This window comes from Rhizobium cerradonense (assembly GCF_030182455.1).
Taxonomy (GTDB): Bacteria; Pseudomonadota; Alphaproteobacteria; order Rhizobiales; family Rhizobiaceae; genus Rhizobium.
The window spans coordinates 795,178-819,887 of sequence record NZ_JAQJCK010000001.1 but is presented as its reverse complement, the minus strand read 5'-3'; the positions used below and the strand labels follow the sequence as shown (position 1 = coordinate 819,887).

The window sequence follows — 24,710 nt, the reverse complement described above, 5'->3', positions numbered from 1 at the left end:
AAATTACTGTACGTTCGAACCGACGACAGAATCCCACTTGGTAGTGATGGCGGTCTTGCCGGCAGCCTGTTCATCGAGCGTCGGGAAAACGGCCTTTTCATAGGCTGCTGCCGGCGGCAGCTTGTCGAGAAGTTCCTGCGGAACCTTCTTGTTCTTCGCCAGGTCGTTGAAGCGGATCGGGTGGCAATAGCCCTTCAGCCAGCCGATCTGGCCTTCGTCGGAATAGAGGAATTCCATCCAGAGCTTGGCAGCGTTCGGGTGCGGAGCGAAAGCCGAGATCGCCTGAACGTAAACGCCAGCGACAACGCCCGAAGCCGGAACTGTAACGTCAACCGGCGGGTTGCCGTTCAGGCTGTCGCGCCATGCGAGGCCGTTGTAGTCCCAGGCGACGACGATCGGGGTTGCGCCCTGAGCGAGCGAAGCGGACTTGCCGATGACCGGAACGAAGTTGCCAGCCTTGTTCAGCTTTGCGAAGTAGTCGAGACCAGCAGCGCCGACCTTGGCGGCATCCTTTTCGCCGGCAGCCAGGCCAGCGGCGTAAACGGCCTGTACGGCCTGGTTGGAGGTGCGCGGGTCGCCAGCGAGCGATACGGTGTTGGCGTATTCCGGCTTCTGCAGGTCAGCCCAGTCCTTCGGCGGGTTCTTCACGACGTCTTTGTTGGTGACGAAGGAGAGAACGCCGTAGTAGTCGCCATACCAGAAGCCGTCGGCATCCTTGGCGCTGTCCGGAATCGAGTCCCAGGTGGAGACCTTGTAAGGCTGCAGCAGGCCGTCCTTCTTGGCGGTCGGGCCGAAGGAGAGACCAACGTCGATTACGTCGGGAGCCTGCGGGCCGGTGTTGCCCTTGTTGGCGCGGATTGCTTCAACTTCATCGCCCGACCCGGCGTCCGGGTTCAGTTCGTTGACATCGATGCTGTACTTCGCCTTGAAAGCAGCGATGAGGTCGCCATAACCGCACCAGTTGTGGGGCAGGGCGATGGTGGTCAGCGTGCCTTCCTTCTTGGCGGCAGCGATAAGGTCTGCGCTCGGTTCAGCAGCAGCAATGGCGGTCGTGGCGACGAGCATTGCAGTGGAGAGCGTCAGAAGACGATGAATTTTCGAGGTCACTGGTATTCCTCCTTTTGGGTTTTCAGTGTCTGGCGTTGCTGTTAATGACGTTGCATGAAGGTTGTGTGACGGATTTCAATGGGTTGCGCTTCCTGAACATCGGAGATTTACTTTTATTCGCTAACGATGACAGGCCTGTCTTGCTAGCCGATCCTTAGGTTGTAACTTTATACTTTCCTCCCTGCTAACCTAGCTTGCGGAACAGCCTTGTTTGTTCGAACAGGCCTTCAAGCGTTTTCATGCGCTCACTCGTCTCGTCCCAGGTCGAGCTTTGTATGGCTTCGATCAGCGCTTCGACGATGAAAAGGGTGACGACGGAGGAATCCCAGGCCGAAGGCGCTTCGATCTGCACGCGGAATGTGTGCTTTGCATATTTGACGGCAGGGGTCGCCCATTGGTCGGTGAAGACGATGATCTCGGCTCCGCAACGCCGGGCGGCGGCGGCGAGGCTGACTATTTCCTGCTCGTAACGTCTGATATCGAAGATCACCAGCAGATCGCCGGGATTCATGTTCAAAACATATTGCGGCCAGGAACTGGAGTTGGAGGAGAGCAAGGTCGTGTTCGGGCGGATGACCTGCATATGGGTAAAGAAATATTCGGCAAGCGCGCCGGTGATGCGTCCACCGACGAAATAAAGCCCGCGTTTGTGCTCTGACAGCAGCGCAGCGACGTTATCGAAGGTGGCTGCATCGATATCCGTCAGGGTCTGGCGGAGATTGCCCATAATGGCGTCAGCAAAGCGGTTAAGGATGTGCGTGCCGGGAGCATTGGACGCCCAGCGGTCGTGTTTGGTGAGCGGATTCGAGATGGTCGCCTCGACTTCCTGATGGAGGCGGGACTGAAAGTCCGGGTAACCCTTGAAGCCGAGTTTCTGCACCATGCGCGCCACTGTCGGCGTGGAAACCCGCGCATTTTCGGCAACTGTCGTAATGCTGCCCAACCCCGAAACCGGGTAGTTGTCGAGCAGGCTCTTGGCGAGCTGCTTTTCGGCGCGCGTCAGCGCGTCGAATTGGGCATTGATTACGTCCGAAACTGTTTTCGACGCATTGCTCACTCTATTTTTGCTCCCCGGGACGGTCTTATGCCGGTCTCCTGGAAGGAATATAACTACGCTGTCACATTTCGAGTCAATGTCACAAATGAAGAAATAATTTCAGTTTCCAGTTGACAGTCGCCGAAACCTGAAGAATTCTTTTCTTATAAAGATTTTATTAAGAGGGTAGGGCGCCTTTGATGCATGCCGCGCAAGGCATTCTGACGGAAGCGGATGGCGATTGCGTCGCGGTCGAACGGCCGGACGGAAAAAGCGCGGTTTTCATCATCTGCGAACATGCTTCACGCACGTTGCCCAAATATTTCGGCGATCTGGGCCTTTCGACCGAAGCGCTGTCCAGCCACATCGCCTGGGATCCGGGTGCGCTAGCGGTCGCCACGAAGATGTCCGGCAGCCTCGATGCTACGCTGGTTTATCAACGCTTCTCGCGGCTGATTTACGACTGCAACCGTCCGCCCGAAAGCGCGGGCGCGATGCCGGAGGTTAGCGAGATCTACACGATCCCCGGTAACCAGGACCTGCAAACCTCCGACCGGCAAGCGCGCACGAACGCTCTTTATATACCGTTCCATGACCGCATTCGCGCGCTCCTGAAAGAGAGGGCGGCGAGGGAACAAAACACCGTGATCGTCACGGTTCACAGCTTCACGCCTGTTTACAATGGCAGGCAGCGGGCGGTGGAGCTCGGCATTCTGCACGATGAAGACCGCTGGCTGGCGGATCGCATGCTCGATGCTGCTGCAGAGGCGCCGCTCTACCGCACCGAGCGCAACGAGCCTTACGGGCCAGAAGATGGCGTCACCCATACGCTTAAACTGCATGGGCTCGCCAACGGTTTGCATAACGTTATGATCGAGGTCCGCAACGACCTCATCCGAGATGACGTCGGCCAAGGGGTCGTGGCCGACTATCTAACAGGGCTTATCCAGAGCAGTCTGGAAGCCTGAGCATAGAAGAAAAGACCCCGGGGAGCAGTTCAACTGCGATCGGGCCGCATGGCAAAAAGCCAGCGGCGCAAGTGGCACAATGGTGGCCCGCAATTCCGTGGGCGACCGGGTTTTAGGGGGAATGACATACATGTCTGATTACACAGAGTTGGACAAGAAGCAGGACGTGCATATTCTGCACTCCATGGGCTATGCCCAGGAGTTGGAACGGCGCATGAGTTCTTTCTCGAACTTTGCCGTATCCTTTTCCATCATTTGCATTCTTTCGGGCGGCATCAATTCGCTCGCCCAAGCGACTTCTGGCGCAGGCGGTGCCGCGATCGGCATCGGCTGGCCGGTCGGATGCTTCATTTCGCTGGTCTTTGCCGTGGCGATGGCGCAGATCAGCTCCGCTTATCCGACTGCGGGCGGGCTTTATCACTGGGGCTCGATCCTCGGCAACCGTTTCACCGGCTGGCTGACTGCATGGTTTAACCTGCTCGGCCTCGTCACCGTTCTCGGCGCCATCAATGTCGGCACCTATTATTTCTTCATCGGTGCTTTCGGCGGCTATTTCGGTATGGTCGATACGACATTGGTTCGTATCGTGTTCCTGGTGGTCATTACCGGCCTTCAGGCGCTCGTGAACCATATGGGTATCGGGCTGACCGCGAAGCTCACCGACTTCTCCGGCTATCTGATCTTCGCAACCTCGATCGCACTTGCGGTCGTGTGCCTGATCGCCGCACCATCCTATGATTTCGCGCGGTTGTTCACCTTCACGAATTACTCGGGTGTGGCAACGATTGCCGCCGATGGTTCGGCAACCGGAGCACCGGTCTGGCCGCAGGTTTCCACCTTCTGGGTCTTTGCGCTCGGCCTCCTGCTGCCGATCTACACGATCACCGGCTACGACGCCTCGGCGCATACATCGGAGGAAACGGTCAAGGCAGCGCATTCCGTTCCGCGCGGCATGGTAGCCTCCGTGCTTTGGTCGGCCTTGTTCGGCTATATCATGCTGTGTGCATTCGTTCTGATGATCCCGAATATGGACGACGCCGCAAAGCAGGGCTGGAACGTGTTCTTCTGGGCGATGGATGCTCAAGTGAACCCCATCGTCAAGGATATCCTGTATCTCCTGATCTTCATCAGCCAGTGGCTGTGCGGCCTTGCAACGGTCACCTCTGTATCGCGCATGATCTTCGCGTTCTCGCGTGACGGCGGTCTTCCTGCATCGAAGGCACTTTCCAAGGTCAGCCCGACACACCGCACGCCGGTTTCCGCGATCTGGACCGGCTCGATTCTTTCGGTGCTGTTCGTCTGGGGTTCGTCGCTGGTGTCGATCGGCGATACACCGGTTTATACCATCGTCGTTTCGTGCACCGTCATCTTCCTCTTCTTCTCCTTCGCGATCCCGATCACGCTCGGTCTGTTCGCCTGGGGTACGTCGAAGTGGGACAAGATGGGCCCGTGGAACCTCGGCGAAGGGTTGTTCAAGCTTTTTGCCGTGCTGTCTATCATCGCGATGATCGTGATCTTTGTTCTCGGCATTCAGCCGCCGAATGACTGGGCAGGCATCATCACCGTCGGCTTCTTTGTCCTGACCGCGATCGTCTGGTTCGGCTTCGAGCGGCGCCGCTTCAAGGGACCGCCGATCGGCGACGCGATCGCCAAGCGCAAGGCCGAAATCGCAGCGGCAGAAGCGGCCGTCGGCGAAAGCTAAGCATCGGAGCTGCATTTCTCGAACGGCGGGGCCGCCTGCGTGCGGCCCCTTCACCGGTATAAACGAAACGCACGGCGCCGGGTTGCTCCCAGCTACGAGCCGCCGTTTTGTTGTCCGACACCCCAATTCATTGTTCAGGCGGATCACTCATGAGCACTAGCTATACGTTCGACGACCTCAAGAAAGATGTGGCCGAGGGGCGCATCGATACGGTTTTGGCATGTCAGGTGGACATGCAGGGTCGCTTGATGGGCAAACGTTTCCAGGCGGAATTCTTCGTCGAGAGCGCCTGGAAGGAAACGCATAGCTGCAACTATCTCCAGGCGACCGACCTCGAGATGGAGACCGTCTCGGGTTACAAGTCGACGAGCTGGGAAAAGGGCTACGGCGACTATACGATGAAGCCCGATCTCGCCACGCTTCGCCGCATTCCCTGGCTTGAGGGCACGGCGCTGGTGCTTTGCGACGTGCTCGATCATCACACCCATGAAGAGGTGGCGCATTCGCCGCGCGCCATCCTGAAGAAGCAGGTCAGGCGGCTTGAAGCAATGGGCATGAAGGCCTTCATGGCATCCGAACTGGAATTCTTCCTGTTCGATCAGAGCTATGACAGCGCCCGTGAATCCGGCTATCGCAACCTGCATCTCGCCAGCGGCTATAATGAAGACTACCACATCTTCCAGACCACCAAGGAAGAAGGGGTGATGCGGGCGATCCGCACTGGCCTGCAGGGAGCCGACATTCCGGTCGAAAATTCCAAGGGGGAGGCTTCGGCGGGGCAGGAGGAAATCAACGTCCGCTATGCCGATGCGCTGACCATGGCGGATCGCCATGCAATCATCAAAAATGGCTGCAAGGAGATCGCCTGGTCGAAGGGCAAGGCCATCACCTTCCTGGCGAAGTGGAACTATAATTCCGCCGGCAGCTCGTCGCATATTCATCAGTCGCTATGGAGCGCTGACGGCAAGACGCCGCTGTTCTTCGACAAGGAACAAGAACATGGCATGACGCCGCTGATGAAGCATTATGTCGCCGGCCTTTTGACGCATGCCAGCGAGATCACCTATTTCCTCGCGCCCTATATCAATTCCTACAAGCGTTTTGTCGCCGGCACCTTTGCGCCGACCAAGGCGATCTGGAGCACCGACAACCGCACGGCGGGCTATCGTCTCTGCGGCGCCGAGACCAAGGGAATCCGCATCGAATGCCGCGTCGGCGGCTCCGACCTCAATCCCTATCTCGCTTTTGCGGCGCTGATTGCCGCCGGCCTGGATGGCATCGAGAACAAGCTTGAACTAGAGGCACCCTTCGTGGGGGACGCCTATGGTGCCCGCGAGGTTCGCGAAATTCCGCGCACGCTGCGGGACGCTGCGGTGGCGCTGAGCGGCTCTCAGATGCTGCGCGCCGCTTTCGGCGACGATGTCATCGATCACTACACCCGTGCTGCCGAATGGGAGCAGGAGGAATATGATCGCCGCATCACCGACTGGGAGGTGGCGAGAGGATTCGAAAGAGCGTAAGCCTTCCTGTGATTTTTGATTTCCGCCCGATTTTCGTCGTCAGGCGCGGGCAGGGAAGGTGGCTGCGGTAAATCGCTTCTTTCGGCGATGTAAGCTCTTGGGGTAGTTTCTCGGCGATCAGCCGAGACCATATTCGTGACTATAGAAACAGGATTTCGATCATGACCATGATCACATGCGTGTCCCCGGTAAATGGGGAGATTTATGCGGAGCGTCCGGCGCTGTCGCTGGATGCGGCCAAGGAAGCGGTCGCCCGCGCCCGCAAGGCTCAGAAGGACTGGGCGCGCCGCCCGCTGGAAGACCGCGTTCAACTGGTGCTGAAGGGTGCTGCGCGCCTCAACGAAATGGCCGATGTCGTCGTGCCGGAGCTCGCATGGCAGATGGGCCGCCCGATCAAATACGGCGGCGAATATCGCGGCTTCAACGAGCGCTCGAATTATGTGGCGTCGATCGCAGCCGATGCGCTGTCGCCGATGGTGGTGGAAGACAGCGCGAATTTCGCCCGTCGTATCGAGCGCGAACCGCATGGCGTCGTGTTCGTCATCGCGCCATGGAACTATCCCTACATGACCGCGATCAACACGATCGCCCCAGCGCTGATGGCCGGCAATACCGTTGTTCTGAAACATGCCAGCCAGACGCTGCTGGTCGGCGAGCGGCTGGTTCAGGCTTTCGTCGAGGCCGGCATTCCTGCTGATGTCTTCCAGAATGTCTTCCTCGATCATGAAACGACGTCGGCGCTGATCGCCGCCGGCAGCTTCAACTTTGTCAACTTCACCGGTTCGGTCGAAGGCGGACGATCGATCGAACGTGCTGCCGCCGGCACCTTCACCAGTCTTGGCCTCGAACTTGGCGGCAAGGATCCGGGCTATGTCATGGAAGATGCCGACCTCGAGGCGGCCGTCGACACGCTGATGGATGGTGCCACCTACAATTCCGGCCAATGCTGCTGCGGCATCGAGCGAATCTATGTGCATGAATCGCTTTACGACGCCTTCGTCGAGAAGTCGGTCGCCTGGGTGTCGAACTACAAGCTCGGCAATCCGCTGGAGCCGGAAACTACGCTTGGCCCGATGGCGAACAAGCGTTTCGCCAAGGTGGTCCGCGAGCAGATCGCCGATGCCGTCGCCAAGGGCGCCAGGGCGCTGGTCGACCCCAAGCTTTTCCCGGCCGATGACGGCGGCGCCTATCTCGCGCCGCAGATACTCGTCGATGTCAATCATTCCATGGCCTTTATGCGCGAAGAGACCTTCGGCCCCGCCGTCGGCATCATGAAGGTGAAGAGCGATGCGGAAGCGCTGGAATTGATGAATGACAGCCCTTACGGCTTGACAGCGTCGCTCTGGACCAAGGAAGTCGAGCGCGCTTCGCGCATCGGCCGCGATATCGAAACCGGCACCGTCTTCATGAACCGCGCCGACTATCTCGATCCGGCACTGTGCTGGACCGGCGTCAAGGAAACAGGTCGTGGCGGCTCGCTCTCCGTGCTCGGTTTCCATAACCTGACGCGCCCGAAATCCTACCATTTGAAGAAGGTAACAGCATGAGCAATATCTCAGCCAATTGGAGCTATCCCACCGCCGTCAAGCTCGGCCGCGGCCGGATCACGGAACTGGCGGATGCCTGCAAAAGCCTGGGGATCAAGAAGCCGCTCCTGATCACCGACCGAGGGCTCGCCTCGATGGCGATCACCAAGACGGCGCTGGATATTCTGGAAGACGCCGGCCTCGGCCGTGCCATCTTCGCCGACGTCGATCCGAACCCGAACGAGAAGAACCTTGAGGCCGGCGTCAGGGCCTTCAAGGATGGCGGTCATGATGGCGTCGTCGCCTTCGGTGGCGGCTCGGGCCTCGATCTCGGCAAATGCGTTGCCTTCATGGCTGGCCAGACACGACCGGTCTGGGATTTCGAGGACATCGGCGACTGGTGGACCCGCGCCAATGTCGAGGGCATTGCTCCGATCGTCGCTGTTCCAACGACCGCCGGCACCGGCTCTGAGGTCGGCCGCGCCAGCGTCATCACCAATTCTGTAACGCATGTGAAGAAGATCATCTTCCATCCGAAGTTCCTGCCGGGCGTCGTGATCTCCGATCCGGAACTGACCGTCGGCATGCCGAAGATCATCACTGCCGGCACCGGCATGGATGCCTTCGCCCATTGCCTGGAAGCCTATTCCTCGCCGTTCTATCATCCGATGTCGGCCGGCATCGCGCTGGAAGGCATGCGGCTCGTCAAGGAATTCCTGCCGCGCGCCTATCGGGAAGGTACCGACCTCGAAGCCCGCGCCAATATGATGAGCGCCGCTGCCATGGGCGCTGTCGCCTTCCAGAAAGGGCTAGGCGCCATTCACGCGCTGTCGCATCCCATCGGCGCCGTCTACAACACGCATCACGGCATGACCAATGCCGTGGTTATGCCGTCCGTCCTGCGCTTCAACCGCAAGGCCATCGAAGAAAAGATCGCCCGTGCTGCCGCCTATCTCGGCATTTCCGGCGGTTTCGACGGTTTCTATGACTATGTGTTGAAGCTGCGGGCCGAACTCGGCGTTCCGGAAAGCCTCTCGGCTATGGGCATTGCGCCCGATCGCATCGACGAGCTTTCGGCCATGGCGATCGAAGATCCAAGCGCCGGCGGCAATCCGGTGCCGATGACGCTGGAGAACACCAAGGCGCTGTTCCACGACTGCTTCTAAGGCAATGTCGGCTTTAATTTTCAGTCGTGCCGCGAGATGATTGCGGCACGATTTTTTGTGCCTATATGGCAGGTTGACGATCGCAATCTTCACCGGCAAGTGGCGTGCCGATGGTGTAGCCTGCTAGGCCCTCGCCGACGCGATATCTTAACGCGCGACAAGCGCCATTAGGGCTTTGTTAACCATATTTCGAAACAATACGTTAATCGCACCAATGACTCAGACGGTGCTGAAATGAGCGATGTTCGTGCTCACCGCCATCTTGCCGGAGACCGACAATGCCAGTTATCACATTTGCAAATACGAAGGGTGGCGCAGGGAAGACGACGGCGGTCTTGCTGTTGTCCACGGAGCTGGCGCGACGCGGTTATCGCGTCACCATTCTTGACGCTGATCCGCAGCACTGGATTTCGCACTGGTACGAAATCTCCGGCCGTGTTCCCAATATTTCCGTCATCGATTTCGTGACGAGCGCGTCCCTGCCGATACATCTTTCCGAGAACAGTGCGACGGATTACTTCATCCTGGATCTGCCGGGTGCCCGCACGCCGCTGTTGGCAACGGCGCTCGGTCTCTCCGATCATGTGCTCATTCCGATCCAAGGCTGTGCGATGGATGCGCGGGGCGGCGCGCAGGTGCTGGAGCTACTGCAATATATGGAACAGAAAGCCGGCATTCACATCAATCATTCGGTCGTTCTGACCCGCGTGAATTCGATGGTGACGACCAGAGCGCTGCAGGTGGTGAAAGCGTTGTTGTCTCAGCGCAGTGTCACGGTTTTAGAAACGCCGATCATCGAACGCTCCGCTTTCCGCGATATCTTCGATTGCGGCGGCACGCTCTATACCATGGATCCGAACCGGGTCAGCAATCTCGACAAGGCTCAGGAAAATGCCCGCGCCTTCGCCGAGGAAATGATGCGGCTCTTGCCGGCGCGGCTGACGGCTTCGGCCCGCAGCGCTGTTCATGAGGCGATCCGCACCGCGGCCTAGCAAGCTTTCACAATAAAAAGGCCGCCGGATGGCTCATCCGGCGGCCTTATCATTTGCTCAAATGCGATCAATCGACGAATTCGACGACTACGCCGGGCTTGACCATCTTGGCAAGTTCGGTCGCATCCCAGTTGGTCAGGCGCACGCAGCCGTGGCTCTGCGACTTACCAATCTTGGAAGGGTCCGGGGTGCCGTGAATGCCGTAGGTCGGTTTCGATAGCGCCATCCAAACAAGACCGACCGGGCCATTCGGGCCGGGCGGAATGTCGAGGATCTTGTCGTTGGCGCCCTGCTTGAAGTTGATCTTCGGATTGTACGTGTAGCCCGGATTGAAAGCGACGCGCTCGACCGTGACCGTGCCGGAGGGCGACGGCGTGTCGGTCGAGCCAATGCTGGCGGGGTAGGCGGCAATCAGCGCGCCGCTGGCGTCATAGGCGAAAACCTGCTTGCGGCCCTTGTCGGCCAGAATCTTGGCAACGGTGCCGGTCTTGCCCGGGCCGGTGTTGACCACTTTGATCGTGGTGCCGGGAACCGTGAAGTCGACGCCGGGATTGAGTTCCTTCAGATAGCCTTCATCCATATGGAAACGTTCGGCCAGCATTTCCGTGGTCGAGGTATAGCCGAGCGACGGCATCTGTGCCTTCTCGGCATAGTCTTCAGGGATCGATGCGACATAGGGGCCAGCGGCATCGGCAGGCGTGATCGTATAGTTGATGATCGGCATGCCGCCCGATAAGCGCAGTTGTTCGAGGATCGAATCCGTGTCGTTCGGGTTCAGCGTCTGACCAGTCATCTGCTGGTAGGCGTAGACCGCCTTGGTGACATTGGCGCCCATGCGGCCATCGATCGCGCCCGGCGAAATGCCCTGGCGAGAGAGGAAGACCTCCAGCGCGGTGATCTCCACCTTCGACTTGCCCTTCAGCGTGATGACGGGCTCAGCAGGCGGCTTGCGTTCGATAGCAGGTGCCTGTTCCTGCGGATCGATCGACGCGTAGTCGGCGCCATTCGGATTCTGTGTGGCTTGTCCGCCCGGCAGCGATTGATTGTCGAGCGGCTCGCTCTGGATTTCGCCGTCGCGCGGAATGCCGCTGGTGACGACACCGCGATCCTGCTGATCATAGCCATTGTCGACATAGCCACCATCATCGCCGCGATACTGGCGATAGTCGCGGTAGCCGCCATTGTTGGAAAGCTGCGTGTCGCCATATCGGTTGCCGTCGCCATAGCCATCGTCATTGTAGGCGTCGCGGCGAGGCGCGCGGGGGTAATAAGTGCTGGCGCGCATCTCGGTAGCGACGACGTTGCCGTAGCGATCGATCAGCACGCGATGGCCGCGCCCGTCGCGGGCGACGGTTACGCTGCCTTGGTTCGGATATTGATCAAGGATTCGTCCGTCAGGGGTCACAAGAACCACGTCGTTCCCGCCGTGATAATATTGTGCCTGCGCATTGTTCAGCGCGAGGGCAGAGGTCGCGGCAGTCAGAGCCAAAGTAAGGCTGAATTTCAGGAACCGGTTCACGTCTGTCGAATCCTCGGGTGATGGCTGAGCCGACACACACATGGCAATTTTGACGCCAGTGTGGAATTTAAGATTATCATGCTGAATAAAAGATAAAAATTTGTGTGATCAAGGCGTCAAGTTAACGTTCGGTAAGACAAACCACCACTAAATCTGGATTTGTCCCATTTTGGAGCCATTTTTGATGGGATGGCCGGGGAGCCGCTAGGGAGGATTGCAGGAGATGATGGATTTCGCCGCAGCCAAGGGACCGAAGCTGACGCTGGATGAGAACTCCGTGCTGGACATCGGCGCCTGCATCGTCGACGGCAACAATCTTGCGCCCGGCCGCGCCATTCCGGATGATGGCGACCCGCGCATCGATCATTCGCTGGAGGGCTTTCTCTTTACCTGCGGTTCGGATCATATCCGCCATCCGGAGCCAATGTCTGACGCTTTCGAGGGCAAGCGCTATCCGCTGCACGGCTCTGTCTCCTCGCATCCCGCCAAGATCCTATGGACCCGATCCGAGAACGGCAATGCGGAGTGCCGCGCCGATATCGATATCGTCACCGCCGAACGCCGCACGGCACGGCTGGAGCGTCATTGGCGCATCGACGGCGCGACCGGCGAGGTTTCGCTTAACGACCGTGTCGTCAACACCAGCATCGAGGCGATGCCGGTCTTCCTGATGTATCACATGAATATTGGTGGCAAATGGTTCGATGACGGCGTGCGCCTCTCTGGCCAGATGCTGGAGAACGGCGGTTTCCCATGGACCTTCGGCGAGGAAAAGGGCGGTCTTTTCTGCGTGCCGGCGACGGCGAAGGGCGAGGATTGGTCCGAAGTGTGCCTCGGGCCGATCGCCGCCATTGGCGGCAAATCGCTGCGGGTTCGATTCGGCACGGATACGCTGCCGTTCCTGCAGGTCTGGCGCAACCAGCGCGCGCCGGCGCACGTCCTCGGAATCGAGCCCGTTTCGCATCGCCTGGCATCGCGCGGCGAGCTGGAGGAGGCGGGTGAATTCAATATTCTTCAGCCCGGGGAAGCCAGGAGTTTCGCACTCAACTTTGCCTTCGTCTGAAGGGCTTGAGCGGTTGACGCTTGCCCTATGGCGGCGTAGACCATGGCCCTCGGTTTCACAGAGGAAATGAACCATGGATATCCGCCCGATCGATGACGAATACTCGGTTTCCGGCCAGATCACCCTGGAGGATCTCGATCAGATCAAGGCCATGGGTTTCAACTCAATCGTCTGCCATCGTCCGGACAATGAGAGCCCGGATCAGACGCCGTTTTCTGTCATTGAAGCCCGCGCCAAGGAGCTTGGCCTTGAAATCGCGCATGTGCCCGTTGGGCCGATGGGTGTAACCGAAGAAGCCGTGCAGGGCATGGTCGACGCGCTCGACGAATTCCCGCGGCCGATGCTCGGCTATTGCCGTTCCGGCGCGCGCTCGACCGCGATCTATCAGAAGACGCATCATATCCGCGGCTGAGCGACTACCGCCAAACACGCAAGAGATTGAGGGCGCTGCCGATGGGTGGCGCCCGGTTTGTTACCCGTCACTGAACAACATCAGGAGAGAAGCATGAGCATCAAGCGTATCGACGCCGGAGCCCGTATGAGCGGCGCTGTTATTCACGGCAACACCGTTTACCTCGCCGGCCAGGTTGGTGAAGGCGAAAGCGTCACGGATCAGTGCAAGTCGGCGCTGGCCGAAGTCGACCGCCTGCTGGCCGCCGCCGGAAGCAACAAGTCGAAGATTCTGCAGACGATCATCTACCTCTCCGACATCGCCTATTTCGCCGAAATGAACGCCGCCTGGGAAGCCTGGGTCGATCCGGCAAACACGCCAGCCCGCGCCACCAGCGAAGCTAAGCTCGCTGCGCCGAAATACAAGGTCGAGTTCATCGTCACCGCTGCGATCGACTGATCTGAGCTTCGATGCATTTTTGAAAAGCCGGTGAGTTCGCACTCATCGGCTTTTCGATTGCGAAATTTCCGTCAGGGTCCGTGAGGGCGTGATGGCCTCGGGATCGAGGACGATTTCGATGATCGCCGGCCTGCCGCTGGCGCGGGCGCGTTCAAAGGCTGGGCCGAATTCCTCGGTAGTCTTCACCGTTTCGCCATGGCCGCCGTAGGCGCGGGCAAAGGCTGCGAAATCCGGATTGTTCAATGCTGTAGCGCTGACGCGGCCGGGATATTCCCGCTCCTGGTGCATGCGGATGGTGCCATACATGCCGTTGTTGATGACCAGCGCAATCAAAGGCAGATGATATTGCACGGCGGTTGCGAATTCCTGTCCGTGCATCATGAAGCAGCCGTCACCTGCAAAGCAGATCACCTCGCGCTCAGGAAAGAGCTGCTTGGCGGCAACCGCGGCCGGCAAGCCATAACCCATCGAGCCCGAAGTCGGGGCCGCCTGAGTGTTGAAGCGGCGAAAACGATGGAAGCGGTGCAGCCAGGTGGCGTAATTGCCGGCACCATTGGTGAAGACCGTATCGGGCGCGGTATTGGCCTCGATCCAATCCATGATCCGGCCCATATGCACGGCACCAGGGCTCTTTTCCGGCGTTTTCGACCAGGCGAGATAGGCCGCGTGCATGCGCTCCGTCCGCTCTGCCCAACGCGGTTCCGCCGGTGCTTCGAGATCGGCGATTGCCACCACGAAGTCGGCGGGGCTTGCGCAGATCGCCAGATCCGGACGATAGACCCGGCCGAGCTCCGACGGATCGGGATGGATGTGGACGAGTTGTTGGTGCGGGTAGGGGATATCGACCAGTGTGTAGCCGGACGATGGCATCTCGGAAAGGCGTCCGCCGAGAAGGATCAGCAGGTCGGCTTCCTTGATCTCCTTCGCCAGCGCGGGGTTGATACCGATACCGACATCGCCGGCATAATTCGGATGCAGATGATCGAACAGCATTTGCCGACGGAAGGAGCAGCCGACGGGCAGCTTGAAGCGTTCGGCGAAGCTCCGGAGGTTAGCGACCGCGTCCTCGTCCCAGCGCGTGCCGCCGAGGATAACCATTGGCCGTTCCGCTGCGATCAGGCGCAAATGGAGATCATCGATCTGGCTGCGGCCGGGATGGGCAGCGACCGGCATGTAGCGCTTGGCATGTGGGGCTTCGACCTCGTCGCGCAGCATGTCCTCGGGTAGTGTCAGCACGACGGGGCCGGGCCGGCCCGAAGTGGCCACCGCGAAGGCGCGGGTGACGAATTCCGGAATGCGGGCGGCATCGTCGATCTCGCCGACCCATTTGGCGAATTCGGTGAAGGCGCGGCGGAACTCCACCTCCTGGAAGGCCTCGCGCTCGCGGGCATCGCGCTGTACCTGGCCGATGAAGAGGATTAGCGGGATCGAATCCTGTCGGGCAATATGCAGGCCGGCCGAGGCATTGGTCGCCCCCGGCCCGCGGGTGACCATGCAGATGCCGGGCTCACCCGTCAGCCGACCCCAGGCGTCCGCCATCATCGCCGCGCCGCCCTCCTGGCGGCAGACCAGCACATCGATGTCGCTGTCATGCAGCGCATCGAGCACGGCCAGAAAGCTTTCGCCGGGAACGCAGGAGATGCGCTGCACGCCATTTGCCTTGAGGGCTTCGACGATAAGCTGGCCGCCGGTGCGTTTCATGGTTTCGCCCTTCCTTCCAGTTCCGCCAATTCGGCGAGAACCTCCTCCTGATGTTCACCAAGGCGCGGGCTTGGCCGCGTATAGGTCAGCGGCGTTTCCGACAAGACGACCGGCGTCCGTACGCTCGGGATGACGGTGCCTGCGGCATCCTCGAGGTCGATCCGCAGGCCGCGAGCCTCAATCTGCGGGTCGGCGAACATGTCTTCGATCGTATTGATCGCGCCGGCCGGCACGGCATTGTCCTCGCAGGCTTTCAGCAGATCCGCCTTTTTCCAGGAAAGCGTTTTCGCCGAGATGAAAGCGCGGACGTCGTGGCGATGGGCGACGCGCGCCTTGTTGGTTGCGTAGCGCTCATCATTTGCCTGCTCGTCGATGCCGAGAATCGTGCAGAGGCGGCGGAACTGCCCGTCATTGCCGACAGCAAGGATCAGGTAGCCATCGGCCGTCGGCACGACCTCATAGGGCGAGATATTGGGATGCGCATTGCCAAGGCGAGTGGGAGCCTTGCCGGAGATCAGGTAGTTCATGTTCTGATTGGCAAGCACGGCGGATTGCACGTCGAGCAGCGCCATGTCGACAAGCTGACCTTCGCCGGTCTTCAGCGCATGGATGAGGGCTGCTTCGATCGCGGAGACGGCATAGATTCCGGTAAAGATATCGGCGATCGCGACACCCGCCTTCATCGGCTGCCCATCTGGCTCGCCGGTAATCGACATGAAGCCGGACATGCCCTGGACGATATAGTCATAGCCTGCGAGACCGGCATAGGGACCGGTCTGGCCGAAGCCGGTGATCGAGCAATAGACCAGTTTTGGATTGATCTTCCGCAGGCTCCCGTAGTCGAGTCCATATTTGACGAGGCCGCCCAGCTTGAAATTCTCGATCAGCACATCGGCGGTTATGACCAGCCGCCGAACAAGGGCCTGGCCCTCTTCGGTCTTCAGATCAGCGACAACGGAACGTTTGCCGCGATTGGCGGAGTGGTAATAGGCGGCGGACAGGTTTTTCCCATCCTTGCCTTCGACGAAAGGCGGACCCCATTGGCGCGTATCGTCGCCTCCATCCGGGTTCTCGACCTTAATGACATCGGCGCCGAGATCGGCCAGCATCTGCCCTGCCCAGGGGCCGGCAAGAACGCGGGCGAGTTCGATGACACGAATGCCGGAAAGGGGTGGTTTCTTGGTTTTATTATCGGTCATATCGGTCCCGATGGGCGGCTACGGCACGAAAGTGTTCTCAGATGTATCGGATACCGGCCCGGAAGCAAAGCGCCGCTCGCGCCAGAGAATATGGAGGCTTCGGTTGATGCAAACGGGGCAGGGAACCGCCGGTGGCATTTATTCAAACATTCCTTTGGGAATCAGTCCTTTGCCGTCACTTGCTGACACCAGTCGGCAAAATCCGAAATGGTTGTGGCCGCACCGATCTCGTTCAGAGTCTCATGCCGCATGTCCTGATAGATGGTCATGGTGGTATGCGAGAAGCCGGCCTTTTTCAAATGATCTGACAGCCAGGAAATTGCTTTTCCATTGTTCGTCGCCGGGTCATGCCTGCCGCCGATAAGATGGATCGGCATGTCGCGCCGAAGCCTATCGAGGTGATCCCTTTGTGGTGCACGGAAGGTCAGTTCGAAAATATCCAGCCACAGCGACACCGAGGCATCGAAGCCGCAGAGCGGGTCGGCAATGTACTTATCCACCTCTTCGGGAATACGGGATAGCCAATCGAATTCGGTGCGGCGGTTGGCGATCGATTGGCCCCAGGCGCCGAAGGTCAGCTTCGGCAACAGCCCGCTCGGGACATCGGACCCCTTCAGCATGCGTTCTGCCTTCAGGATGATCTGCGCCGCGCGCCCGGCGAGACCAGGGTTGAAATTCGAGTTCCAAACGGTGACGGCATCGAACTTGTCGGGATGCGTCACGGCTACGTTGAGGCTGATCAGCCCGCCCATGGAGTGGCCGAAGAGAATGATCGGCAGGCCGGGATGGGCGGTTGCGGCAAGCTCGCGCATCGCCAGCACATCGGCAATGACCGCATCGACACCATTGCGCCTTGCGAAGCGGCCGAGTGGCGCATCGACAGCTTTTGTCTCGCCGTGGCCGCGATGATCGTGAGCATAGACATGAAAGCCGCGCGCTGCCATCGCTGCGGCGAAGCGTTCATAGCGACGGGAATGTTCGGCAAGACCGTGGCTGACGAGAAGCATGCCACGCGCGGCGCCATCTGCCGGCGCATGATGATAGGCGAGCGTCGCGCCCGTCGGACTATGCAAATGCCTCGTTTCGGCAAACATCATGCGTGTTTCCTCCCCATGTGGGACGAAAGGTCATCGCCGGCGGGATTGCAATGGACGGCGAGGGAAGCTCACAGAAATAAATCTTCGTGGTTTTTGCGATTCAGGGTTGCGTGCGGCAAATCAAACTGCTTATTTGTTCTCATATTGTTCTATTTTGGAGGTATGAAATGAAGCCTTGGCTTCAAAGGTTTGCAGTTGCGGTTCTGACTGCGGTGGTGATGGCGACGAGTGCCGTGGCTGAGGAGAATAGCCATGGACGGACGCGCTTTATTCTGGCGGCGAGTTGGGAACCCGCGTTCTGCGCGACGAACCAAAAGAAGGCGGAATGCCGAAATCAATCAGCGAATAATTTTGACGCCAAGAACTTTTCACTACACGGCCTCTGGCCGATGCGGCAGGAATATTGCGACGTTTCCGATGATCTGAAGCAGTCCGATCGCGGCCGGGACTGGAAAGACCTGCCGGCTGTTCAACTCTCGGCGGAAACCAAGGCCGCGCTGGACAAAGTCATGCCCGGCACGCAATCCGGTCTGGAGCGGCATGAGTGGATCAAACACGGCAGTTGCACCAAGCTCAGCGCCGATGATTATTTCGGGACTGCGGTGGGGTTGATCAATGAACTCAATGCGTCCGCTGTGCGCGATCTTTTCGCGCAGAATATCGGCAAGACGCTCGATGCCGAAACCATCAAGGCTGCTTTCGACAAAAGTTTTGGCGAGGGCGCCAGTGGCCGCGTGAAGATGAGCTGCCGCCAAGTCGGCAAGGTGCGGGTGATCTCGGAACTGACGATCGGCTTGTCGGAAGACGCTATTCAGCCGTCGGAAGGAAACGAGCCGCGACTCGAGCAATTGATCCAGGGCGCCGGCAGCACATCGTTCGGCTGCGATCAGGGCGTGGTGGACGCAGCGGGTTTCTGACACCCAGCAGGCGGCTCGGCGCGATAAATGCCCTCGGACAAGGTTTCTCCGTTGCCCGAGGGCGGGGTTTCGCCTACATAGCGGCACAATTCGCAATGTATCCGCCCGTGGAGTAACCCAAGCTATGGCACGTCAGTTCATCTATCATATGGCCGGTCTAAATAAGGCCTATGGCGCCAAGAAGATCCTCGAAAATATTCATCTCTCTTTTTATCCCGACGCCAAGATCGGCATTCTCGGCCCGAACGGTGCCGGTAAGTCGACCGTGCTGCGCATCATGGCCGGCCTCGACAAGGAATATACTGGCGAAGCCTGGTTGGCCGAAGGCGCCACTATCGGCTACCTGGCGCAGGAGCCTCAGCTCGATCCCAACAAGACGGTGTTCGAAAACGTCATGGAAGGCGTTGCCAAGAAAACCGAAATCCTCAATCGCTACAACGAATTGATGATGAACTATTCCGACGAGACGGCGGACGAGGGCGCCAAACTCCAGGATATCATCGACAGCCAGAATCTCTGGGATCTGGAAAGCCAGGTCGAGATGGCGATGGAAGCATTGTGCTGCCCGCCGCGCGATGCCGAAGTCACCAGCCTTTCCGGCGGTGAGCGCCGCCGTATCGCGCTTTGCCGCTTGCTTCTCTCGCAGCCGGACCTGCTGCTGCTCGACGAACCGACCAACCATCTCGACGCCGAGACCATCGCCTGGCTGGAAAAGCACCTGCGCGACTATCCGGGTGCCGTGATGATGATCACCCACGACCGTTACTTCCTCGACAATGTTACCGGCTGGATTCTCGAACTCGACCGCGGTCGTGGCATTCCCTACGAAGGCAATTATTCCGCTTATCTGCAGGCCAAAGCCAAGCGCATGCTGCAGGAAGCCCGGGAAGAAGCTGGCCGTCAGAAGGCAATCAGCCGCGAACAGGAATGGATCGCCTCCAGCCCCAAGGCCCGTCAAGCCAAGTCCAAGGCGCGTATCAACGCTTACGAACAGCTAGTCGATGCTGCCGAAAATCAGCGCCCCGGTGATGCGCAGATCATCATTCCGGTCAGCGAGCGTCTCGGCCAGGTGGTGATCGAGATGGAGGGCATCACCAAGGGCTTCGAAGGTCGCACGCTGGTCAACGATCTGTCGATCAAGCTGCCGCCGGGCGGCATCGTCGGCATCATCGGCCCGAACGGCGCCGGCAAGACGACCCTGTTCAAGATGATTACCGGGCAGGAAAAGCCGGATTCCGGCTCGATCCGCATCGGCGAGACAGTGCATCTCAGCTATGTCGACCAGAGCCGCGACGCGCTTGACGGCAATAAGACCGTATGGGAGGAAATCTCCGGCGGCGCCGAAATCATCAAGCTCGGCAAGTTCGACATGAACTCGCGCGCCTATTGCGGTGCCTTCAACTTCAAGGGCGGCGACCAGCAGCAGAAGGTCGGCAATCTCTCCGGCGGTCAGCGCAACCGCGTTCACTTGGCCAAGATGCTGAAGGCTGGCGGCAACGTGCTTCTGCTCGACGAACCGACCAACGACCTCGATACGGAAACGCTGGGGGCGCTGGAAAGCGCGCTCGAAAACTTCGCTGGCTGCGCCATCATCATCAGCCATGATCGCATGTTCCTCGACCGCCTGGCCACGCATATTCTGGCCTTTGAAGGCGAAGGCCATGTTGAATGGTTCGAAGGCAATTTCGAAGATTACGAGCAAGACAAGATCCGCCGCCTCGGCCCCGATGCTCTCAATCCGGGCAGCCAGGCGCACAAGCGCCTGACACGATAAGTTTGCTGTCTTTCTGTCATGGAGAGCCCCGGCAAGTCCGGGGTTTTTCTTTGCCGTAGGTCAGGAAGCGCATATTCCCCGGTCGACAAAACCTAACAGATTTCCGACGTCGAATTCTCCCAGCCAGCAATTGGGTCTTGCAGATCGAATGCAAATCACATAAAGATATCTTTATATCTTGATTGGGTGCTGGATGACGGATCTCGTGAAATTCGGTTTGGATGATCTGGTGGACATACTGAAGGCGGCCGGCGAGCCGACGCGGTTACGTCTGCTGGCGCTTCTTGCGGCTGGCGATCTCACCGTGACGGATCTTACCGAAATTCTCGGCCAGTCGCAGCCCCGCATTTCCCGCCATCTGAAGCTGCTCGGCGAGGCCGGCCTGATCGACCGCTATCAGGAGGGTGCCTGGGCCTATTTCCGTCTGAAGCAGGAAGGCAAGGCGGTCGTCCTCGTGCGCACGCTTCTCCGCCACACGGCTGAAAACGATCCGGTGTTGCTGCGGGATGGCGAGCGGCTTTCTGCCGTCAAGCGTGTCCGTGCGGAACGGGCACAGGCCTATTTCAGCCGCAACGCTGCGGAATGGGACGAGCTTCGCCGACTGCATGTGGCCGACGAGGATGTCGACAAGGCGCTGATCGACTTGATTGGTCCGCAGCAGATCGACTCTTTCCTGGATCTAGGCACCGGCACGGGCCGTATGCTGCAATTGTTGGCGGGTCATTATCGCCGCGCGGTCGGCATCGACGCCAGCCGTGACATGTTGGCCGTGGCGCGCGCCAATCTCGACCGCTCAAACATCACCGCCGCTTCCGTGCGGCATGGCGACATTTTCAACCTGCCGCTCGAGGCGCAGGATTTCGACCTGATTACCATCCATCAGGTGCTGCATTTCCTCGACCAGCCGGAGATTGCCATTAACGAGGCGGCGCGAATGCTCAGGCCCGGCGGCCGGCTGGTGATCATCGATCTTGCGCCGCACGGGCTGGAATATCTACGCGACGAACATGCGCATCTGAGACTCGGTTTCTCGCATCAGACCATATCGGAATGGTTGAAAATGGCAGGGCTTGATGTCGAACAGGTGCAGGACCTTCATTCGGGGAAGGAAGGCGGTCAAGCGCTGACGGTCACGATCTGGCTGGCGCGCGACCCGCGGCTGCTGATCGCCGCCGGGCAGGATCGCCAATCGTCCCCCATTCTTGCCGGGAGAGCTTGATATGCCTTCAAAGACTGAAAACGGCCAGCGTGGCATTCGTATTTCCTTCGAATTCTTCCCGCCGAAATCGGACGAAGCCGAGACGCAATTGTGGAACACGGTGGCTGATCTGGCCGAATGGGACGCGGATTTTGTCTCGGTTACCTATGGCGCGGGTGGTTCGACCAAGGCGCCGACATTGTCTGCCGTGCGTCGGATGATCCACGAGACGCCGTTCTCGACTGCTTCGCATCTGACCTGCGTGGGGGCAACGCGCGAGGAAACGCATCGTGTCATCGACGATTTGCTCGCCGCCGGCACCCGCCGTTTCGTGGCGTTGCGTGGCGACCCGCCGGGCGGGGTCGGCTCCGCCTACCAGCCGCATCCGGGCGGCTACGCCAATGCGGCCGAGCTGGTATTGGCACTACGCGAGCGCGGCGATTTCGATATTTCCGTCTCCGCCTATCCGGAGAAACATCCGGAGAGCCGTGATACAGCAGCCGATATCGACATGCTGAAGCGCAAGGCCGATAACGGCGCCAACAGGGCGCTGACCCAGTTCTTCTTCGACAATGACGCGTTTGAACGTTATCACGACCGCGTCCGTGCCGCCGGTATCAAGATTCCCGTCGTGCCGGGTATCATGCCGATCCAGAACTTGACGCAATTAAAGCGGTTTGCCGGCGCCTGCGGCACCAACATTCCTTCCTGGCTGGACGAGCGTTTTGACGGCTTGGACGAGCAGGCCGACAAGCGGGCCAATGTCGCTGCGGATGTCGCCGCGGAGCAGATCGAGGACCTGGTTCGTCGCGGCATTCATGAGTTTCATCTCTATACGATGAACCGCTCGCCGCTGGTCTCGGCCGTTCTTGAGCGATTGGGCATACAGCGCAGGGCAGATGCGCGTGCCGGCGCCGCCGCCTGACAAGATCTGGGGTGTGAACATGAAAAAGCGCATGTCGGTTTCCGGCATGCGCTTTTTAAATGGAATAGGTGTTTTGTTCGCTTTCAGGAGTTCGGTTTCCTGCACTGTCGCTATTTCGTCAGATGAAAAGCATCGTCAAAACGAATAGGAACGCTGCACTGACCACTAGGACGTTGATGGATCGCGTCAATCCCATGTCTTCCTCCTTAGTCAACTGTTAGAGCCTATGTCAAAAATGTGTCGCTTGGAAAGCGAATTCGATGCTGCGACGCGGTAGGTTGCGCAGGTTTTGAATCGAGATATCGTGGCAAGTGATTGTTTTTAATGCGAAAACTATAAAGGTGTGGCGTTCACGAAATTTAATGCATCGTTAATTTAGCTGTGAACAAGATTAAGGCGGATGTCTTTTGCTGAGGCATGAATCGGTTAATCTGGGATATTCGCCGGCAGTGGAAAGGGTGGGTGAAGTGCGTCATGAGCGATGAGATAAATCGGTCGCGAGCGCACGATATCGGTCTTTTCCTCGTTCTTGTCGTATTGGCCGGCTTGCTTCTTCCGGCGCGAAACGGCGCGCTGAGCTTGACCGGCACATTTTATCTGGCGCTGTTCATCCATATCGGTTTTTCGATCTATATCGGCGATTTCTCAGCCTGGCGGAAAGTGCCGTGGGTCCTGCTGATCGGCGTTTGGGTGATGTCGGAACTGGTACCCTTCCTCTCCTTTCTGGTGCCTTGGGGACAGTTGGAGTTCTGGCTGGCGCAATTCCCGTTGATTGGCAACATCATGGCTGCCTGGTCCGTGACGGGCTATGATTGCAAGATCGTGCTGTCGCTTGCGCTCCTGATCGTCGATCTGGGCGTCATGCATCATGCGACCTGGCAAAGGCACTCCTGGCGTCGGATCATGATTTTCCTTGCCGTGGTTGGCGTCGCGGCGGTGGTCTCCGGCATTGCTTTCGGTCTGACGATGAACCGTCTGTTCAGCCTTCCCGATTTGCCGACGGAAGATACGTTTCAGATCGTGTCGCCCTGGTATCTTCTCCCGTTCTATGCGTTGTTGCGCGCGACGGAGAATAAGCTTGGTGGTTTGCTGTTGATGTTTGGCGCCATGCTCGCTCCGGCAATCGCGCCCTTCATGCGCGCCGAAAGGCTGCGACAGGGGCATCTGTGGCGTCTCTGGCTGTTCGCTTGTCTGGCTCTGGCCATCATCTGGGCCGCCCTCGGCTATCTCGGCAGTCTTTCTCCAGACGAGAGTGCCGTCGTCTATTTGGTGCCGGTGCTGACCACCCTTTATTTCGCGTTTTTCCTGATCGTGCCGTCAGTGCTTGGCAGATTGGTCCGGCGGGCCGTTGCGGCCGAATTATAGGTCACCCGTTCCCGCGTTCGGTCGCAGGCGTGCGAAAAGCCGCCCGTCGAGAATGAGCAGGCCTGTGCCGATCAGCAGCATGCCGGCAATTTCCGTCAGTCCCAGGCGTTCGCCGAGGAAGAGAAAGCCGAGGAGAATGGCGCTTGGCGGTACGAGCAGGGTCACCAGCGAGGCGTTGGTGGCGCCGGCGAGCGCCATGATGCGGAAATAGAGGATATAGGCGAAGGCCGTCGACAACAGCGCCATGCCGAGAATGGCGGCGAGGGCGCTGGCTGGTGGCGTGGCCAATGTCCAAGGTTGATCCAGCAAAAGAGCCATCGGCAGTATGAGCGCCGCGGAGCAGGTCAGTTGACCTGCTGCGATAACGGGCGGCGCCATGCCTTTGAAACGCTTGGCATAGATCGCGGCGAAACCGTAGGAGATCGCGGCAAGGATTGGCAGCAGCAGCGCCCAGAGCGGAACTTCGGCTCCACTCGCCACGCTTGGGCCGAGCAGCACGATCGTGCCGGCGAGCCCTGTCAAGCAGCCGGCGAGCTTGGCGGAGGTCAGCCGCTCGTCGGTGGTGAAGTGATTGCCGATCAATACGGTCCAGATCGGCGTCGTTGCGTTCAGAATGGATGCGAGCCCCGCACCCATCTGGGTTTGACCGACGAAGATCAGCGCATGCGGCACGGCGTTGTTGATCAAGCCCAGCAATAGGAACTGCCGCCAATGGGTTCGCAGCAAATCATAGATTGCGAAACGACCGGCAATGTAGGCATGCAGCGCTATTGCCGCGAGCGACAAGCGAAGGAAGACCAGCGTAAACGGCGGCACATAATGGACGGCGATGCGGGCGAAGAAGAATGAACCGCCCCAGATCAAGCCGAGCGCCAACAGCAGGCTCCAGGTCAGTGCGTTCATGCCATTGCTGGTGTTCATCCGCTGCACCTCCGCCATTTTGAGTTTATTTTGACGAAATCAGAGGCGCTTTCCACCCGTTTCTTGCCGAGCCTCGATCGGATACCCGGAAAATCATCTGATAGTTGCAGGTGCAAAAACGAAAAAGGCGGCCAGCGGCCGCCTTCCATGGCAAGGCAATCGCC

General features: G+C 59.2%; 21 protein-coding genes. 14 read left to right on the top strand and 7 right to left on the bottom strand.

All coding sequences use genetic code 11. The features are described from left to right. Nucleotides 1-3 precede the first annotated feature (3 nt). Nucleotides 4-1,107, bottom strand: coding sequence for an ABC transporter substrate-binding protein (locus PH547_RS03965; RefSeq protein ID WP_104823602.1), 1,104 nt, complete (start codon nt 1,105-1,107; stop codon nt 4-6). 184 nt (nt 1,108-1,291) lie between these two features. Continuing rightward, complete coding sequence (locus tag PH547_RS03960) at nt 1,292-2,164, bottom strand: MurR/RpiR family transcriptional regulator (RefSeq protein ID WP_104823601.1); 873 nt, start codon at nt 2,162-2,164, stop codon at nt 1,292-1,294. Between the two features lie 179 nt (nt 2,165-2,343). On the opposite strand from PH547_RS03960, the gene PH547_RS03955 reads away from it, so the two are divergent. The 6 genes from PH547_RS03955 to PH547_RS03930 all read left to right on the top strand — a co-directional run bounded on the left by PH547_RS03955 (nt 2,344) and on the right by PH547_RS03930 (nt 10,017). Continuing rightward, nucleotides 2,344-3,111, top strand: a complete 768-nt coding sequence (locus tag PH547_RS03955) for an N-formylglutamate amidohydrolase (RefSeq protein ID WP_104823600.1) — start codon at nt 2,344-2,346, stop codon at nt 3,109-3,111. Between the two features lie 130 nt (nt 3,112-3,241). Next, complete coding sequence (locus tag PH547_RS03950; RefSeq protein WP_104823599.1) at nt 3,242-4,813, top strand: amino acid permease; 1,572 nt, start codon at nt 3,242-3,244, stop codon at nt 4,811-4,813. A gap of 149 nt (nt 4,814-4,962) precedes the next feature. Then, entirely contained in the window at nt 4,963-6,333 is a 1,371-nt protein-coding gene (locus tag PH547_RS03945) for a glutamine synthetase family protein (RefSeq protein ID WP_285167458.1), read from the top strand. A gap of 161 nt (nt 6,334-6,494) precedes the next feature. Then, nucleotides 6,495-7,880, top strand: coding sequence for an aldehyde dehydrogenase family protein (locus PH547_RS03940; protein ID WP_283051063.1), 1,386 nt, complete (start codon nt 6,495-6,497; stop codon nt 7,878-7,880). Then, a complete protein-coding gene (locus PH547_RS03935; protein ID WP_283051061.1) occupies nt 7,877-9,025 on the top strand; it encodes an iron-containing alcohol dehydrogenase in 1,149 nt (382 codons plus the stop codon). Before PH547_RS03940 ends, PH547_RS03935 begins: the two co-directional genes overlap by 4 nt. 278 nt (nt 9,026-9,303) lie before the next feature. After that, entirely contained in the window at nt 9,304-10,017 is a 714-nt protein-coding gene (locus PH547_RS03930) for a ParA family protein (protein WP_285167457.1), read from the top strand. A gap of 67 nt (nt 10,018-10,084) precedes the next feature. Here the strand turns inward: PH547_RS03930 and PH547_RS03925 are convergent, their stop codons facing one another. Then, nucleotides 10,085-11,536, bottom strand: a complete 1,452-nt coding sequence (locus tag PH547_RS03925; RefSeq protein WP_245463852.1) for a L,D-transpeptidase — start codon at nt 11,534-11,536, stop codon at nt 10,085-10,087. Between the two features lie 223 nt (nt 11,537-11,759). On the opposite strand from PH547_RS03925, the gene PH547_RS03920 reads away from it, so the two are divergent. From PH547_RS03920 to PH547_RS03910, 3 genes are all read left to right on the top strand, one after another. After that, entirely contained in the window at nt 11,760-12,599 is an 840-nt protein-coding gene (locus PH547_RS03920) for a DUF4432 family protein (protein ID WP_285167456.1), read from the top strand. Nucleotides 12,600-12,672: 73 nt separating this feature from the next. Beyond that, complete coding sequence (locus PH547_RS03915; RefSeq protein WP_028752425.1) at nt 12,673-13,011, top strand: protein tyrosine phosphatase family protein; 339 nt, start codon at nt 12,673-12,675, stop codon at nt 13,009-13,011. Between the two features lie 93 nt (nt 13,012-13,104). Then, on the top strand, nt 13,105-13,449 hold the full coding sequence (locus PH547_RS03910) for a RidA family protein (protein WP_104823592.1): 345 nt from the start codon (nt 13,105-13,107) through the stop codon (nt 13,447-13,449). A 42-nt stretch (nt 13,450-13,491) separates the two neighbouring features. Here PH547_RS03910 and PH547_RS03905 read toward each other — a convergent pair whose 3' ends face one another. From PH547_RS03905 to PH547_RS03895, 3 genes are all read right to left on the bottom strand, one after another. Further along, nucleotides 13,492-15,150: a thiamine pyrophosphate-binding protein gene (locus PH547_RS03905; protein ID WP_104823591.1), complete on the bottom strand. Its 1,659-nt coding sequence runs from the start codon at nt 15,148-15,150 to the stop codon at nt 13,492-13,494. Next, nucleotides 15,147-16,349 (bottom strand): succinate--glutarate CoA-transferase, encoded by a 1,203-nt coding sequence (gene caiB, locus PH547_RS03900; protein WP_104823590.1) that lies wholly within the window; start codon nt 16,347-16,349, stop codon nt 15,147-15,149. Before caiB ends, PH547_RS03905 begins: the two co-directional genes overlap by 4 nt. A 161-nt stretch (nt 16,350-16,510) precedes the next feature. Further along, complete coding sequence (locus PH547_RS03895; protein ID WP_285167504.1) at nt 16,511-17,443, bottom strand: alpha/beta fold hydrolase; 933 nt, start codon at nt 17,441-17,443, stop codon at nt 16,511-16,513. 170 nt (nt 17,444-17,613) lie between these two features. On the opposite strand from PH547_RS03895, the gene PH547_RS03890 reads away from it, so the two are divergent. The 5 genes from PH547_RS03890 (at nt 17,614) to PH547_RS03870 (ending at nt 23,625) form a co-directional block, all read left to right on the top strand. Next, on the top strand, nt 17,614-18,363 hold the full coding sequence (locus tag PH547_RS03890; protein ID WP_104823589.1) for a ribonuclease T2 family protein: 750 nt from the start codon (nt 17,614-17,616) through the stop codon (nt 18,361-18,363). A gap of 124 nt (nt 18,364-18,487) precedes the next feature. Next, nucleotides 18,488-20,137 carry an energy-dependent translational throttle protein EttA gene (gene ettA, locus PH547_RS03885; protein WP_104823588.1) on the top strand — a complete coding sequence of 550 codons (1,650 nt, stop codon included), beginning with the start codon at nt 18,488-18,490 and terminating at the stop codon, nt 20,135-20,137. A gap of 193 nt (nt 20,138-20,330) precedes the next feature. Then, complete coding sequence (locus PH547_RS03880) at nt 20,331-21,356, top strand: ArsR/SmtB family transcription factor (RefSeq protein WP_104823587.1); 1,026 nt, start codon at nt 20,331-20,333, stop codon at nt 21,354-21,356. Nucleotide 21,357: 1 nt separating this feature from the next. Continuing rightward, a complete protein-coding gene (gene metF / locus PH547_RS03875; protein ID WP_104823586.1) occupies nt 21,358-22,260 on the top strand; it encodes a methylenetetrahydrofolate reductase [NAD(P)H] in 903 nt (300 codons plus the stop codon). A 474-nt stretch (nt 22,261-22,734) separates the two neighbouring features. Further along, complete coding sequence (locus tag PH547_RS03870) at nt 22,735-23,625, top strand: hypothetical protein (RefSeq protein WP_158704473.1); 891 nt, start codon at nt 22,735-22,737, stop codon at nt 23,623-23,625. On the opposite strand, the gene PH547_RS03865 is transcribed toward PH547_RS03870, so the two are convergent. Further along, nucleotides 23,620-24,546 (bottom strand): DMT family transporter, encoded by a 927-nt coding sequence (locus PH547_RS03865; RefSeq protein WP_104825141.1) that lies wholly within the window; start codon nt 24,544-24,546, stop codon nt 23,620-23,622. The two genes, PH547_RS03870 and PH547_RS03865, sit on opposite strands and share 6 nt — an antisense overlap. Nucleotides 24,547-24,710: the final 164 nt, after the last annotated feature.

What these genes read in the sequence shown, in the direction of transcription:
- PH547_RS03955 (WP_104823600.1), top strand. Translation starts at nt 2,344, where the DNA reads ATGCATGCCGCGCAAGGCATTCTGACGGAAGCGGATGGCGATTGCGTC.
- PH547_RS03950 (WP_104823599.1), top strand. Translation starts at nt 3,242, where the DNA reads ATGTCTGATTACACAGAGTTGGACAAGAAGCAGGACGTGCATATTCTG.
- PH547_RS03945 (WP_285167458.1), top strand. Translation starts at nt 4,963, where the DNA reads ATGAGCACTAGCTATACGTTCGACGACCTCAAGAAAGATGTGGCCGAG.
- PH547_RS03940 (WP_283051063.1), top strand. Translation starts at nt 6,495, where the DNA reads ATGACCATGATCACATGCGTGTCCCCGGTAAATGGGGAGATTTATGCG.
- PH547_RS03935 (WP_283051061.1), top strand. Translation starts at nt 7,877, where the DNA reads ATGAGCAATATCTCAGCCAATTGGAGCTATCCCACCGCCGTCAAGCTC.
- PH547_RS03930 (WP_285167457.1), top strand. Translation starts at nt 9,304, where the DNA reads ATGCCAGTTATCACATTTGCAAATACGAAGGGTGGCGCAGGGAAGACG.
- PH547_RS03920 (WP_285167456.1), top strand. Translation starts at nt 11,760, where the DNA reads ATGATGGATTTCGCCGCAGCCAAGGGACCGAAGCTGACGCTGGATGAG.
- PH547_RS03915 (WP_028752425.1), top strand. Translation starts at nt 12,673, where the DNA reads ATGGATATCCGCCCGATCGATGACGAATACTCGGTTTCCGGCCAGATC.
- PH547_RS03910 (WP_104823592.1), top strand. Translation starts at nt 13,105, where the DNA reads ATGAGCATCAAGCGTATCGACGCCGGAGCCCGTATGAGCGGCGCTGTT.
- PH547_RS03905 (WP_104823591.1), bottom strand. Translation starts at nt 15,150, where the DNA reads ATGAAACGCACCGGCGGCCAGCTTATCGTCGAAGCCCTCAAGGCAAAT.
- caiB (WP_104823590.1), bottom strand. Translation starts at nt 16,349, where the DNA reads ATGACCGATAATAAAACCAAGAAACCACCCCTTTCCGGCATTCGTGTC.
- PH547_RS03895 (WP_285167504.1), bottom strand. Translation starts at nt 17,443, where the DNA reads ATGTTTGCCGAAACGAGGCATTTGCATAGTCCGACGGGCGCGACGCTC.
- PH547_RS03890 (WP_104823589.1), top strand. Translation starts at nt 17,614, where the DNA reads ATGAAGCCTTGGCTTCAAAGGTTTGCAGTTGCGGTTCTGACTGCGGTG.
- ettA (WP_104823588.1), top strand. Translation starts at nt 18,488, where the DNA reads ATGGCACGTCAGTTCATCTATCATATGGCCGGTCTAAATAAGGCCTAT.
- PH547_RS03880 (WP_104823587.1), top strand. Translation starts at nt 20,331, where the DNA reads ATGACGGATCTCGTGAAATTCGGTTTGGATGATCTGGTGGACATACTG.
- metF (WP_104823586.1), top strand. Translation starts at nt 21,358, where the DNA reads ATGCCTTCAAAGACTGAAAACGGCCAGCGTGGCATTCGTATTTCCTTC.
- PH547_RS03870 (WP_158704473.1), top strand. Translation starts at nt 22,735, where the DNA reads ATGAGCGATGAGATAAATCGGTCGCGAGCGCACGATATCGGTCTTTTC.
- PH547_RS03865 (WP_104825141.1), bottom strand. Translation starts at nt 24,546, where the DNA reads ATGAACACCAGCAATGGCATGAACGCACTGACCTGGAGCCTGCTGTTG.